Below are 13,607 nucleotides of genomic sequence, written 5' to 3'. Positions count from 1 at the left end.
GCTTGAAAACAAGGAACAGAATAGTAGGATATTTATTAAAAGACAATAAGAAATTAGTATGGTAAGATGAAAATCATAAGGAAGATCAACCCTCAGGGAGAAATCATGGCAATGATCGAGCGTCGTAAGCCCGCGAAGACCGGTAAGGATCGCATCTGGATCACAGTTCCGGAGACCCCTGCCCGAGTGAGCCGTGTCACTGGTCACAAGCTGACCACGGACGGAGCCTCCAGCAAGGAAATCGACGCCTCTTCGGTGCCGCTGATCCCGTCGAGCTCCGCTCCCCAGCGTGAGATCCGGGTGCCCGGTCCGATCGAGGTACCTGGTATCAGCGCCATCGTGATCGAGAAGGTAACCGTACACAACGGACCTGTCACCTTCGAGGATGGCTTCTACACCAACTGACAGCTTATGCTGTCAGCGGGACGAGCTCATGCACCACGAGCGCGTCCCACCTGCATATGGAGTTTTTATTTCCTAAAGGAAATAAAAGTGATTTTATATATCGTTATATTTGAATATTTATACTAAAAATGAGTGGAAACAGGTAAAAAACAGTTCCTATCAAACTTCGCATGTTATTTGCGAAGTTTTGTTTGCATTCTTTGGTTCGCTTTCTAGCAACCTTTTGGTATGATAAACCTACTACTACAGGAAAGATAGATGGGAGAAGATTGTTCGTGAGTGCGAGAGAATACCTGGAAAAGGCGAATCGCTATCAGGTAAAACCGGAGGAGTTATTTCAATATTTTGCTCAAGACGTGATGAAAATAACGGTTTTGTATCAAAAGTCATCGATGGGAAAAAAGCCATTATTAGCGAGAAGTAACCGACCTGGGTCAAAATACGTAGTTGCTTTTACAGATGAAGGTGCAGCAAAAATGGTTCATGTCAGACAACCTGAGTTTTTAGAGATGACAGATGAACCTACTTTGCCTTTTTTGTTGAAAGCTTATCGTTCCAATGCGGAAGGATTGATGTTTAACCCAGGACTTGATTCTCGTTTCTTTGTTGTAAGACATCAGCTTTTGGAATGGATTCGATATTATTGTATCCAGATGTTTTCTAAGCAATCTACTGTCTGGGTTATTCGAAACGGATCTTCCGTACTAAAAGGGTCCTATCAACCTGGTTTTTCAACGATTGTCATTTATACTGGTAAAGAAGAAGCAAGTAAAAGCGCAGAAAAAAGCGGAGGAGAAGCTACACCAGTAAGTTGGAGCGATATTTTCCGTTATTTAGAGAAACTAAGTTCGAAAACATTGTATGTCAATTATGGCTTGCCAGAAGCATTTCTACTCAATCCTACCCAAGTAGATCAAATTCGAAATGGTGCCCAGACAGGATATGTGGAACAAACCACAAATTCTTTTTCGTTTATTCCAGAAGTATCCGATGTTGATCTTTCGACTTCTGCTTCTTCTGATATGGTTCAAGAAAAAGCGGTTACGATTCCATTGGAGATACCAGTAGAAGAGGAACAAAAAGAAGATCAGTCAACCGAGGAAATCGGAGATTGGGAGTCTGCTTTTGGGGAGCAAGAACCGCTGACATTGGGTAATGATAGGAAAATTTCTGATACATATACACCTGTTTCTTCTGTGATGAAAGAAGAACAAGTAAATCATAAGGAAACCATTTCTGCCACTACTTTACCAGCAGAGCAAATAGAAACAAAAGTGGAAGAAAATATAACAATTCCAGAAAAAGAAGAGCATCAACAAGAGATCATCGAACCAATACAAGAAAAAGAGGAAATAATCGCTCCTTCAGAGCAAATAGAAACAAAAATAGAAGCAGATATAATCATTCCAGAGAAAAAAGAGACTCAGCAAGAGATCATCGAGCCCAAACAACAAGAAGAAGAGGAAATCATCCCTCCTGTGCAAGAGGATCAAATCCCTCCTTCTGTTATTCAAGAGAGTAACCCTGTACAACAGGAAAATGTAGAACAAAAAGTACCTACGCTGAAAAAAGAATCATCTGTGCCGCAAACAACTTATTCAGCATTTGATAATCCTTGGGATGACGATGATGATGGATTTTCTGAGCCAGTTCCGCATACCAGTCTCTTTTTTCAATCAAATGAGACGAAGGAACGAGAAGAGCATCATTCATCCGAAGCCGTTGTAGAGCATAAAACAAACCCAATACCAGAGAAAACAGTAGAAAAACCGATTGAAAAACCGATTGAAAGACCAATTGAAAAACCAATCTCATCATTAGAACCAGATTCAAACCATGTGCAAAATCAAAATCACCAACCAAAAGTGGAGAAACAAACGGAACAAGAACCATTACATTCTCCTCAAAAGACGTCTTTACCATCCAATGTTCCAGAAGATGTAGCATATGGTCTGCGTGTACTAGAGGCTGCAACAAACGAAGGGCAAGGTATGGCCAATGGTTGGGAAGTATGCCGAGCCCTCGCAGATTTGCGAAGAATTTGGGTTATTGTCGATATAGAAGGGAAAATGGTGATATTAGCTAGTCAAGATGAAAATCAAATCGCAGATTTCTTTACCTCTGAAGAATACGCACAAAGATTGATTGACGAAGCTCACAATCGGAATAAAAGCTTGCCTCAAATGGTACCTAGATTGATATCTACTAAAAAATTATTCCGTGCATTGGCGCCTACCCAATGCTTAATCTGGATCAATCGAGGTTCTCCGAATGCTTGGACTAGTATCATGGGAGACACCTTACCATACGTCTTGCAATTAATGGCTCAAAAATAAAGAGAAAAGACCGACAAGCTGGTTTTAAGATATTGGAGATTTTTTCCTTTGCGAATATCTTCTTAAATATCAGAGTGTCAGGTCTTTTTTTTTCCTAATTTGTTATACTACAAATGATACTTCTACAGTAAAGAGGTTAGCCAAATGGATAAAAAGAAAGAAACAATTACAATTTACGATGTAGCCCGAGTTGCTGGGGTTTCCATGGCCACCGTTTCTCGAGTTGTAAACGGGAATTCCAATGTAAAACCAGCCACGCGTAAAAAAGTTCTCAGTGTGATCGAGCAATTGGGATATCGTCCTAATGCAGTAGCTCGAGGTCTAGCAAGCAAAAAAACGAAAACAGTAGGTGTAGTAATTCCGGATATTTCAAATGCATTTTACTCCGAGGTAACTCGTGGAATTGAAGATATTGCCACAATGTATCGTTATAATATTATTTTGTGTAATTCTGATCTACAGCAAGAAAGAGAAACACAACTTATCGAAACGTTATTAGAAAAACAGGTAGATGGTTTACTCTTTTTAGGTGGGAATGTAAGAGAAGAACATCGCCGCATTTATGATCATACCAATGTACCAGTCGTTTTGGTTGCGACAAAAGTAGAAGACAATTCATTACCTGCTGTAGGTATTGATCAACAAAAGGCTGCCTATGATGCTACTACTCATTTTATTGAAAAAGGGCATAAAAGAATTGCGTTGATTGGTGGGCCACTTACCGATTTGGTGAAAGGTTATCCTCGTTATTTAGGTTATCGACAAGCGTTAGAAGAGAATAAGATCGAATTCGATGAGCGTTTGATTCGGATTGGAGATTATCGTTATGATTCTGGGTATCAAGCTATGAGAACGCTTCTAGGATTAACTGAACTCCCTCAATCGGTAGTTGTTTTAAGTGATGAAATGGCTGTGGGTGCAATACATGCAGTATTAGATAAGGATAAGAAAGTTCCTGAGGATATTGAAGTGATGGGATATAACAATATTCCGATTGCTTCTCAAGTGCGTCCACTTTTGAGCACAATTGATGTACCTATGTATGATTTGGGAGCTGTAGCAATGCGACTACTTACCAAATATATGCATGGAGAAGAAGTACAAACTGGACAAGTAAATCTACCTCATTCCATCAAATTGCGTAACTCTACTCGTATACCTTTGGAGGAAGCGTCATCATGATTGGAATAATTGGAGCAATGGATGTTGAGATTGAACAGTTATTGCGTAACATGGAAGATACAAAATCAAAAAATATTTATGGAAATCAGTTTATAACTGGGATACTGGCAAATATGACAGTAGCAGTAACAAAATCAGGAGTAGGGAAAGTGAATGCTGCTCTTTCTGCGCATACGATGATTAAAGAGTACAACGTGACATCTATTATATTTATTGGTGTTGCAGGAGCGCTTCATCCAGAGTTAAACATTGGAGACATGATCGTATCTACAGTCTGCCAAGAACATGATATTGATGCTAGTACTCTTGGATTTCCACGAGGAACAGTGCCCTTCCAGCAAATATCTGAATATCCAGCAGACTCCAAACTTGTTCAAATTGCTTTAAAATCAGCATCGGAATTAAAATGGACTGAATCTGTGACCATTCGGACTGGGAAAGTGCTTTCAGGAGATCAATTTATTTCTGATGCTTCCTTAGTAGAATTTTTACACCAAGAGTTAGCTGGAGATTGTGTAGAAATGGAAGGTGCAGCTGTAGCTCATGTGTGTTATTTTACAAATATTCCCTATGTGGTGATTCGTTCCATGTCGGATCGGGCTGATCAGGAAGCACCTGTGGATTTTGTGAAATTTACGGAATTAGCTGCTATTCGTTCATGTGAATTGGTAACATCTATGCTACATCAAATGCACAAAGATAGGGTAGTTTAACGATTACGAGCAGTGCTCGTTTTCTATAGACATGCATCAACAGTTTTTCGATATCACTCAATCTGTGATGAGGAGGTGTTTGTTGATGCCAAAAGATGTGATGTGTGAAGTGAGTAGTTGTAACTATTGGGGTAATGGAAATCTATGTCAAGCAGATCAAATCTATGTGGTGACTCATGTGGAAGAAGAAAAGGCTCGTACCACGGAAGAGACTGATTGTCATACTTTTAAACCCAAACTTCACTAAATGTAGCTAGGCCCGATTCTCCTAAACGAGAGTCTGAGCAGGTTATAGGTAAGTAAATGGGATGAATTTTTTTCTTGCCTACAAAAAAGAAAAAACCAGCTTCTAATTCTTACATCTAGATAGAAGCTGGTTTTTCCTTTATCATAAGATGTAAGGGGGCGGTTTTTATGGAACATCTTGCATCTTTAAAACCAATAACTACAGGAAATAATTTGCTCGACTATGAAAAAAGTAGAGATACTTTTCAATGGTCAGACGTAGAAAAGGTATTTAGCTGGCATCAGACAGGGAAGGTAAATGTCGCCTACGAGTGTGTGGATCGGCATGTCGATGAAGGAAGAGGAGCTAAAATCGCTCTTTCTTATAGTGATCCTGTGCGTTCTGAAAATATTACGTATGAAGCATTACAGCAAAATTCAAATCGATTTGCTAATTTTTTAAAGCGCTTACATATCGAGCAAGGTGATCGCGTCTTTATTTTCTTACCACGTACACCAGAATTTTACACTAGTTTTTTTGGGATCTTAAAAATTGGTGCTGTTGTAGGACCTTTATTTGAGGCATTTATGACAGCAGCTGTAAAAGACAGATTGGAAAATAGTGAGGCTGTTGCGCTTGTAACTACACCTGAATTACTAAAACGAGTCCCAGTAGAAGAGCTTCCGCATCTGAAGAAGGTTATTTTGGTAGGTGGATCGGATAACGAATCAGCGGGACACTATTCTTTTGAAAAAGGAGTAGCTACTGAGTCTTCTGATTTTTCACTGGAATGGGTAGATTTAGAACATCCAATGATTATTCATTATACTTCTGGTTCAACAGGCAAACCAAAAGGTGTACTTCATGTTCACCAAGCTATGATACAGCATTATCAGACAGGAAAATGGGTTTTGGACCTACAGCCTGATGATATTTATTGGTGTACTGCTGACCCCGGATGGGTGACAGGTACTTCTTATGGAATTTTTACACCGTGGTTGCATGGTGTCACCAATGTAATTCGCGGTGGACGTTTTAGTCCAGATGATTGGTATCAAACGTTGGAAACCAATGAGGTGACAGTTTGGTACAGTGCACCAACTGCTTTTCGCATGTTGATGGGAGCTGGTGATGAAGTTGTAGAGAAATACGATCTTCGTAAAGTTCGTCATGTGATGAGTGTAGGAGAACCATTAAATCCCGAAGTTATTCGCTGGGGTATGCAAGTGTATCAGAGACGTATTCATGATACATGGTGGATGACAGAGACAGGTGGAATTGTCATCGCGAATTATCCGCAAATGGAAATTCGCCCAGGTTCAATGGGACGTCCGATACCAGGTGTTCACGCAGCAATTATTGACGATAATGGTGTGGAATTGCCACCAAATACGATGGGGCATCTTGCAGTCAAAACGCCTTGGCCATCCATGATGCGGTCCATCTGGAACAATCCAGAAAAGTATAAAGAGTATTTCCGTATACCTGGATGGTATATATCAGGAGATACTGCCTATCAGGATGAAGATGGCTACTTCTGGTTCCAAGGACGAGAAGACGATGTTATTAATACTTCCGGTGAACGGGTAGGGCCATTTGAAGTCGAAAGTAAACTAGTGGAGCACCCGGCAGTTGCAGAAGCTGGGGTGATTGGAAAACCTGATGAACTACGGGGTCAAATTATTAAAGCATTTATTGCTTTGCGTGATGGTCATGTGCCATCTGAAGAATTAAAACAAGAAATCGCAGCATTTGTTAAAAGTGGTTTAGCTGCTCATGCCGCCCCACGTGAAATCGAATTTAAAGATAAATTACCAAAAACCCGCAGTGGGAAGATTATGCGTCGAGTATTAAAAGCATGGGAATTAGGATTACCAACTGGAGATTTATCTACGCTCGAAGATTAAGATTTAGAAGCCATTCATTTTATATGAATGGCTTTTGTTCGGTACGAAACGATAAATAGGGGAATAACGGGATATTTCGTATTCAATGAAAGTTCGTTTGAATCAGGGTGTATACGCCAAATGGTTAATCAGTGCTTCGTACAAATAAAGGATTTGATGGGATCATCGATTTTGATAAAGTCTTAGCGGATCCAAAACAACCTGAACAGCTTCATTTTTAGTGGAGAAGATCATCTGCTTCATCTAAATGATTGAAATGAAGCAATGGCAAAGGCCATTCCCCTAAACCTATCTATTCGTCAATACAGTTGTGTGTTTACTGATTGATAATAGAAATACAAGAAAAGCCATTCAATTTTTGAGTGGCTTTTTGACGAGAAAATATTGTAAGAGGTATTTATTTTTATTCTTCATGATGCTCTTCATTGCATTCCTTTTTTTTATGTTCTTTTCCTTTCTTATGTTTTTTTCTTCTTTTTTTCTTCTTATTTTTAGGTTTGTAGTCATCATCGTCATCGTCATCATCATCATCATCCGAGGTTGTATCTACATCGTCGTCATCGTCGTCATCGTCGTCATCGTCGTCATCATCATCGTCGTCATCATCATCGTCGTCATCATCATCGTCGTTATCATCATCGTTGTCATCGTCGTCATCATCGTCGTCATCATCATCATCGTCGTTATCATCATCGTTGTCATCGTCGTCATCATCGTCGGCATCATCATCGTCGTCATCGTCGTCGTCATCGTCGTCGTCATCATCGTTGTTATCGTCATCATCGTTGTTATCGTCATCATCGTCATCATCGTCGTTATCGTCATCATCGTCGTTATCATCATCGTCGTCATCGTCGTCGTCATTGTCGTCATCGTCGTTATCATCGTCGTCATCGTCGTTATCATCGTCGTCATCATCGTCGTCATCATTGTCGTCATCGTCATCGTCATCATCATCGTCGTCATCCGAAGTTGTATCTACATCGTCGTCGTCATCGTCGTCATCATCATCATCGTCTTCGTTAATAATAGTTATTCGCTTCTCCTCATCATCCAAAACAGTTAAACTAACTTCTTTTTCATTGTCATCATCTTTATAACGAATGGATAGAGGTCGTTGACCAGCAGTGAGTCCACCACCTAATCCAGCTAAATTAATGTGGATTTCTATTTTATTTTCGCTCTTGGCTTTGTTCTCCAGGTATCTTTCTTCTATTCTTTCCTCTTCTTTTTTTATTTCTCTAATGGGTTTTCTGGAGCATGCGTTTTTCTTTTTAGGGTATTTTCTTCTCCAATTCATTCCAATTACACCATCCTTCTAGAAAATATCGCTTTGTGATATTATCCTATGGAAGAAAAAGGTTTTTGGATTGGTTATATGATCTGGTTGTACTACCTATTTTTCGATATTGAATATAAAAAAACTCCCTTCTACTTAGTAGAAAGGAGTTTTAATATTAGGAAGCCTGTTCTTCTGGTTTTCGCTTCTCCATTGCACCGCCGCCAAAGATTTGTCCTTCTTTTGGTTTTTGCTCTGTCTGTTCTTGTTCATTCGTGGCTGGCTTTTCATCTTGTGTATTTTGCTGATTGGATGGTGGTACGATGCCTGTGTTGTTTGGTTGAGTTTGTTGTTGCACAGGTTGTTGTTCTTGTTTATCTTCTTTTGGTTCGGGAGCTTTACGATTACATTCAAAGCATTTGTTTTCCTCAGATCCACCAGGATTTTGGAAATTGGTACCTTGGGGGATGAGATTTGGGTTTGTTGCTGCCGCAGCTTTAAATAATTTCACCCAAGCTGTCTTCGCTAGATCGTGATCCCCTTTTTTGTTGTAATCATAACCTGACCATACTCCCAATGAAACTTCTGGGGTATATCCAACAAACCATAAATCGAACTCTTGTGAAGTTGTTCCTGTTTTACCAGCGATATTGTAACCGCTGATTTGTCCAATAAAGCCTTCTGCTGTTCCGCCTTGGACTACTTTCTTCAACATACCTGTCAACTGATAGGCGGTTTGAGGAGAGAATATTTCCTTTGGTGCATGTTCTTTTGCGTAATCAAAAATAACGTTGCCTTGTGAATCGGTAATTTTGGAAATCAGGTGTGGTTTAATAAATTTACCGCCGTTGGCAATCATGGAATAAGCACCTGTCATTTGCTCTACGGTATATCCATAAGTTGCTCCACCAAGTACAAGAGCTTCGCCATCTTTTTCATGGGGTGGCATACCCATCGCACGGATATAGTCAAATACTTTTTCTCTGCTTCCAAGTTTATCTTCGGTTGCACGGAATACTTTAATTGCTGGGATATTGTAAGAATACTGCAATGCTCTGGTAGCAGTTACAGGCCCGCTGTATTTTCTGTTTGAATTTACATATACTTTGGAGCTGAATTCTTTGTTGATCGGTTCATCTACAATAATCGAGTTTGGTGAGATGACACCCTCATTTATCCCTGGCCCATAAGCAAGGAGTGGTTTCATCGAAGATCCCGGTTGGTTTTTCGCATCAAACGCATGATCTTTTTGGTTTTCATCAAAATCAGTTCCTGCAAAGAAAGACAGAACAGAACCTGATTTATTTTCTACCATTACCGCACCAATTTGCTCACGTACCAATTTACCATTGATTTTTTTGCGTGGAAAATCGTTACCTTTAATAGATTTATTCATGTTGTCATAGAGTGCTTGGTCAACGGTGGAATATATTTTCAATCCACCAACACGAACTTTATCACTGTAGTATTTATAAGATCTTTCTTTTGCTTCATTAGGATGATATTTTTTATCCATTTCTTGCAATGTTTTGATTGCTTCACTCTCGATAGCAGAGATGACAAATGGATAGGTCGCATAAGCATTTTTAAAATCGCCAGGTTTGGCAAGAGATTTGGTGATATCGTACTTGGCTGCTTCATCTCTTTCTTTAGCCGTGATTTTTCCATTTATCACCATGCTGTTAAGGACAAGTTGCATCCGTTTTTTTCCGCGTTTGAGGTTCTTTTTATTGGTAGAAAGAGGATTTAGCTCTACTGGACGTTGAACCATACCAGCGATATAAGCTGCTTCAGGTAAGGTTAAGTCTTTTGCATCTTTGTTAAAAAGTCCACGGGCTGCGGCCATGACGCCATACATATGCTTGCCATTTGCACCTTTGAAAAAATATACACTGTTGAGGTAACTGATAAAGATTTCCTCTTTGGAATAGTATTTTTCCAATCGCATGGAATTGATGATTTCATTGGCTTTTCGATCAAGTGTTTGCTCGCGGTTTCCTAAAACTTCATTTTTCACTAATTGTTGTGTTAACGTGCTACCACCTGTAGTTACTTCAGCACCAATGACTTGTTGGATTGCTGCACGAAGGATCGAGGTAGGAACAATACCATTGTGATTATAAAAATCCCTATCCTCTGTAGACAGCAGTGCATTTAGTAAATTTTCATTTACGTCAGATAACTTATGAACGAGTACACGGTCTTTTTCGTTGTGCATGGCACCTATTAATTTGGGTTGCCCTGTACTTGCATCTCGGAAATAAGCATAACTTGTTTCCGACCAACCGTTTAGTAATTCATCATAATCTTTTTTGGTACGTATTTTTTCTTCTTTCGTATAGGCCGACACAATTCCAGACCCAACACCAAATACCGCAATCGCTGCAACTAAGATGAGGGTTAATATGACATAAAGTGTGACCAAGATTACCTTCTTTTTACTACGCTTCTTCTTGGTGTTCACCGGTATATAATTTTGCTCTTGCATTTCTCCGATTTCCCTCCTCATATGTACGAATTATAACACAGGTCCTATCTAATAAGCTTATAGATTTCTTGTGACAATGTAGTCTTCTTGAAGGGAAATTTATCCAATAAAAAAAGCCCCGAAGGGCTTTATGGATTGAGTACGGGGGAATTGGTATTTCCTCCATCTGTAGGAGCTCCATTGTTATTTCCGCCACCATCAGACGTACTGCCACCATTGCTAGTAGTTCCTCCATCATTGGACCCACCACCATCAGATCCATTGTTGTTGCCGCCGTTAGAACCGTTATTGCCGCCATCGCCACCATTGCTATCTCCGCCATTACTGGTAGGTGGTTTATCCCCGTCATCTCCATCTTTATTTGGTGGTGGGGTAGATGGTTGGGTAGGAGGTTTGTTTTGTTTGGAAGGTTTTTTATTTTTTTTCTTTTTACCAGAGTTACTTTTCGATTTTTGGGAGTCTTCATAGCTTTTCTTTTTGCCACATTCAAATCCACATTTTTCAGGACCAAGACTTCCTGGATTTTCAAAATCTGTTCCTTTTGGTATGAGATCTGGGCTTTGTTCTATTGCTGCATTAAAGATATTAGCCCATGCTTTTTTCGTAAATTTATCATCAGCATACATTGGGAAATTATAATCATATCCGCTCCATACACCAATGGTTACTTCTGGGGTATATCCTACAAACCATAAGTCTTTTTCATCCGAAGTGGTTCCTGTTTTTCCTGCTACTTCATATCCCGAAGGAATTTTCCCTCCAATATAGGAAGCAGTTCCATTTAATACAGTTTTTAAGATCTTTGTTGTTTGATATGCCGTCTGTGGGGAGAAGACACGTTTTGAATTTTGTTTTCTTTCAAACAATACTTTTCCATCCGCGTCCGTCACTTTGTAAATCATATAAGGTTTGTTGTACAATCCTTGGTTTGCCAAAGTAGAAAATGCGGCAGTCATTTTTTCAACAGTATAACCATTTGTAGCACCACCAATAGCTGCTGCTTCTCCATCTTTAGGAGATGGTGGCAGATTTAGCTCTCGTAAATAGTTAAATCCTTTTTGATGACCAAGCGCATTAAATGTTTTAATAGCTGGAATATTGTAGGACCATTTTAGTGCATCTTGAACGGTTACAAATCCTTTGTAATTTCCATTTGCATTTTTGTAATAACCAGAACCGTCACTTTTCATAATTGGTTCGTCTAAAATTTGTGAATAGGGAGAGATAAGCCCTTCTTCCATAGCTGGTGCATATACAAGCAGTGGTTTAATGGAAGAACCAGGCTGTCTAGGAACCTGCAAAGCGTGATCCTTTTGATTATCATCAAATGATTCCGTACCCGATACAAATGCAAGTACTGCGCCTGTTTTGTTATTAATAATCGTAGCACCTAGTTGTTCATGTGATGTTTTTCCATTGTAGGTGCGATTAGTGTATTCCAGCCCTTTTGTCGCAGCTTCATTGATCGAATTATAAAGTCCTTCATCAACGGTGGTGTAAAAACGATATCCACCTGTAACTGCTTTTTTCTTGTATTCTTCCAGTGTAGAACGATATTTGCCCTCTTTACTCAGTTGTTCTGTATTGAGATTTTCCATCTCCATTAATGTTTCTGCTGCTTCATCTTCCATCGCAAACATGATAAAAGGATATTTTTCATAGCCATTATCAAAATCGGATGGTTTTGCAAGTGATTTTTTGATATCAAAGCGGAGAGCTTCTTTGTATTCTTTTTGGGTGATTTTTTTATTTTGAAGCATTTCGGTTAATACTAACTTCAATCGTTTCATACCGCGTTTGTAGTTTTTTGGGTCCTCATCAAGGGGATTCAATGCATTTGGACGCTGGACCATTCCTGCGATGTATGCTGCTTGAGCAAGATTGAGATCTTTGGGGGTTTTATTAAATAACCCCTTTGCAGCAGCTTGGACTCCATACATTTTACGGCCATTTGCACCTTTTCCAAAGAATACGCTATTCATATAGTAGACGAAGATCTCATCTTTGGAATACATCTGTTCCATACGTAAGGCCAAAAGTATTTCGTTTGCTTTACGTTCTAAATCTTTTTTACGATTTTTGAGTACAATATTTTTGACCAATTGTTGGGTAAGCGTACTACCACCAGTCGTCACTTCACTACCAACTGCTTGTTGGAATGCTGCTCGAGCAATGGAGCGAGGGACAATACCTTTATGGGTATAAAAATCTCGATCTTCTACAGAGATAAAGGCGTTAACTAGAAAAGGGCTAACATCCGTAACTTTTTTAATCATTCCTCGATCATTATCGAAGCGAAGTGCGCCAATTTGCACGGGCTTATCATTTTTATCTTTGTTTTGAAAGTAAGCATAGCTGGTTTGAAATAAATTGTTTAGTTCAGTGTCAAAATCTTGTTTGGTGCGAACTTTCTCATCTTTGACGATAGCGGAGACGATCCCCGCACCTGCACCTAAAACAATAACGGATATTGTTAGCACAGTTAATACGATAACGATTAGCGTTCTGATACTCCATCGTATCAAACGACTGGTGTCTACATGGGGTTTTTTTATCCATTTTTGTAGATTCACCTTGATACCCCCTTGGCGATAAGGTAATATTATAACATAATTTGATAAACAAAAAGCGTTGAACTAAGCGAGTAATCCTATGTTTGCATCGTTAAGAGAGCTGGTGGTAGGTGTGAACCAGTCGAACACACAGGATGAAATTACACTTAGGAAGCTTTTGCGTTTTACGCACGGGAGACCCGTTATATCTTATTCGAGTGGAGAACTTTTTTGTTTTCAACAAGGGTGGTACCGCGGGCATAGCTCCGTCCCTTTTTTAGGGACGGAGTTTTTATCATCTCCACCTATTGCACGATTCGTTTTTTGACAACAAAAGAAGGTCTCCTCAAAAAGGAGCAAACACAATGACGCAAGAAAAGAAAGTAACACTTGCAGAAGCATTATCCAAACTACTGCTCACCAAAAAATATAAACGTGGTGAGGCTATTCCCGTCACAGAACTATTTGCTAATCAAGAAGAGAAGCAAAATCCATCTGTAAACATTAGGAAATAATTAT

The 13,607-nt window shown here is 39.5% G+C and carries 10 protein-coding genes and 1 other annotated feature; of the genes, 7 read left to right on the top strand and 3 right to left on the bottom strand.

Annotation, left to right across the window (positions count from 1 at the left end):
• Positions 1–111: 111 nt before the first annotated feature.
• The 6 genes from A3GQ_RS0117275 to acsA all read left to right on the top strand — a co-directional run bounded on the left by A3GQ_RS0117275 (position 112) and on the right by acsA (position 6,769).
• Complete coding sequence (locus tag A3GQ_RS0117275; protein ID WP_156877790.1) at positions 112–405, top strand: hypothetical protein; 294 nt, start codon at positions 112–114, stop codon at positions 403–405.
• A 275-nt stretch (positions 406–680) separates the two neighbouring features.
• Positions 681–2,741, top strand: coding sequence for a hypothetical protein (locus A3GQ_RS0117270; protein WP_028778129.1), 2,061 nt, complete (start codon positions 681–683; stop codon positions 2,739–2,741).
• 144 nt (positions 2,742–2,885) lie between these two features.
• Entirely contained in the window at positions 2,886–3,923 is a 1,038-nt protein-coding gene (ccpA, locus tag A3GQ_RS0117265; RefSeq protein ID WP_028778128.1) for a catabolite control protein A, read from the top strand.
• A complete protein-coding gene (locus tag A3GQ_RS0117260) occupies positions 3,920–4,636 on the top strand; it encodes a 5'-methylthioadenosine/adenosylhomocysteine nucleosidase (RefSeq protein WP_037465375.1) in 717 nt (238 codons plus the stop codon). Before ccpA ends, A3GQ_RS0117260 begins: the two co-directional genes overlap by 4 nt.
• 85 nt (positions 4,637–4,721) lie before the next feature.
• A complete protein-coding gene (locus A3GQ_RS26365; RefSeq protein WP_083964295.1) occupies positions 4,722–4,883 on the top strand; it encodes a DUF1540 domain-containing protein in 162 nt (53 codons plus the stop codon).
• Between the two features lie 167 nt (positions 4,884–5,050).
• Entirely contained in the window at positions 5,051–6,769 is a 1,719-nt protein-coding gene (gene acsA, locus A3GQ_RS0117250) for an acetate--CoA ligase (RefSeq protein ID WP_028778126.1), read from the top strand.
• 403 nt (positions 6,770–7,172) lie between these two features.
• On the opposite strand, the gene A3GQ_RS27875 is transcribed toward acsA, so the two are convergent.
• The 3 genes from A3GQ_RS27875 to A3GQ_RS24755 all read right to left on the bottom strand — a co-directional run bounded on the left by A3GQ_RS27875 (position 7,173) and on the right by A3GQ_RS24755 (position 13,109).
• Positions 7,173–8,069, bottom strand: coding sequence for a hypothetical protein (locus A3GQ_RS27875; RefSeq protein ID WP_211227741.1), 897 nt, complete (start codon positions 8,067–8,069; stop codon positions 7,173–7,175).
• A gap of 157 nt (positions 8,070–8,226) precedes the next feature.
• Positions 8,227–10,536: a transglycosylase domain-containing protein gene (locus A3GQ_RS24760; protein WP_051271990.1), complete on the bottom strand. Its 2,310-nt coding sequence runs from the start codon at positions 10,534–10,536 to the stop codon at positions 8,227–8,229.
• A gap of 128 nt (positions 10,537–10,664) precedes the next feature.
• Positions 10,665–13,109, bottom strand: a complete 2,445-nt coding sequence (locus tag A3GQ_RS24755) for a transglycosylase domain-containing protein (protein WP_051271987.1) — start codon at positions 13,107–13,109, stop codon at positions 10,665–10,667.
• A gap of 49 nt (positions 13,110–13,158) precedes the next feature.
• Positions 13,159–13,365, top strand: a binding site (T-box leader).
• Between the two features lie 88 nt (positions 13,366–13,453).
• Between A3GQ_RS24755 and A3GQ_RS27280 the strand changes: the two genes are divergently transcribed.
• Positions 13,454–13,603, top strand: coding sequence for a hypothetical protein (locus A3GQ_RS27280; protein ID WP_156877789.1), 150 nt, complete (start codon positions 13,454–13,456; stop codon positions 13,601–13,603).
• Positions 13,604–13,607: the final 4 nt, after the last annotated feature.

The organism is Shimazuella kribbensis DSM 45090, from assembly GCF_000428065.1.
GTDB lineage: Bacteria > Bacillota > Bacilli > Thermoactinomycetales > Thermoactinomycetaceae > Shimazuella > Shimazuella kribbensis.
Note: the sequence above shows the minus strand (reverse complement) of the source record. Positions and strands in the feature narration are given on the sequence as shown.

Bases quoted from the DNA above. Each gene is read 5' to 3' on its own strand.
- A3GQ_RS0117275 (WP_156877790.1), top strand. From the start codon at position 112: ATGATCGAGCGTCGTAAGCCCGCGAAGACCGGTAAGGATCGCATCTGG.
- ccpA (WP_028778128.1), top strand. From the start codon at position 2,886: ATGGATAAAAAGAAAGAAACAATTACAATTTACGATGTAGCCCGAGTT.
- A3GQ_RS0117260 (WP_037465375.1), top strand. From the start codon at position 3,920: ATGATTGGAATAATTGGAGCAATGGATGTTGAGATTGAACAGTTATTG.
- A3GQ_RS26365 (WP_083964295.1), top strand. From the start codon at position 4,722: ATGCCAAAAGATGTGATGTGTGAAGTGAGTAGTTGTAACTATTGGGGT.
- acsA (WP_028778126.1), top strand. From the start codon at position 5,051: ATGGAACATCTTGCATCTTTAAAACCAATAACTACAGGAAATAATTTG.
- A3GQ_RS27875 (WP_211227741.1), bottom strand. From the start codon at position 8,069: ATGAATTGGAGAAGAAAATACCCTAAAAAGAAAAACGCATGCTCCAGA.
- A3GQ_RS24760 (WP_051271990.1), bottom strand. From the start codon at position 10,536: ATGCAAGAGCAAAATTATATACCGGTGAACACCAAGAAGAAGCGTAGT.
- A3GQ_RS27280 (WP_156877789.1), top strand. From the start codon at position 13,454: ATGACGCAAGAAAAGAAAGTAACACTTGCAGAAGCATTATCCAAACTA.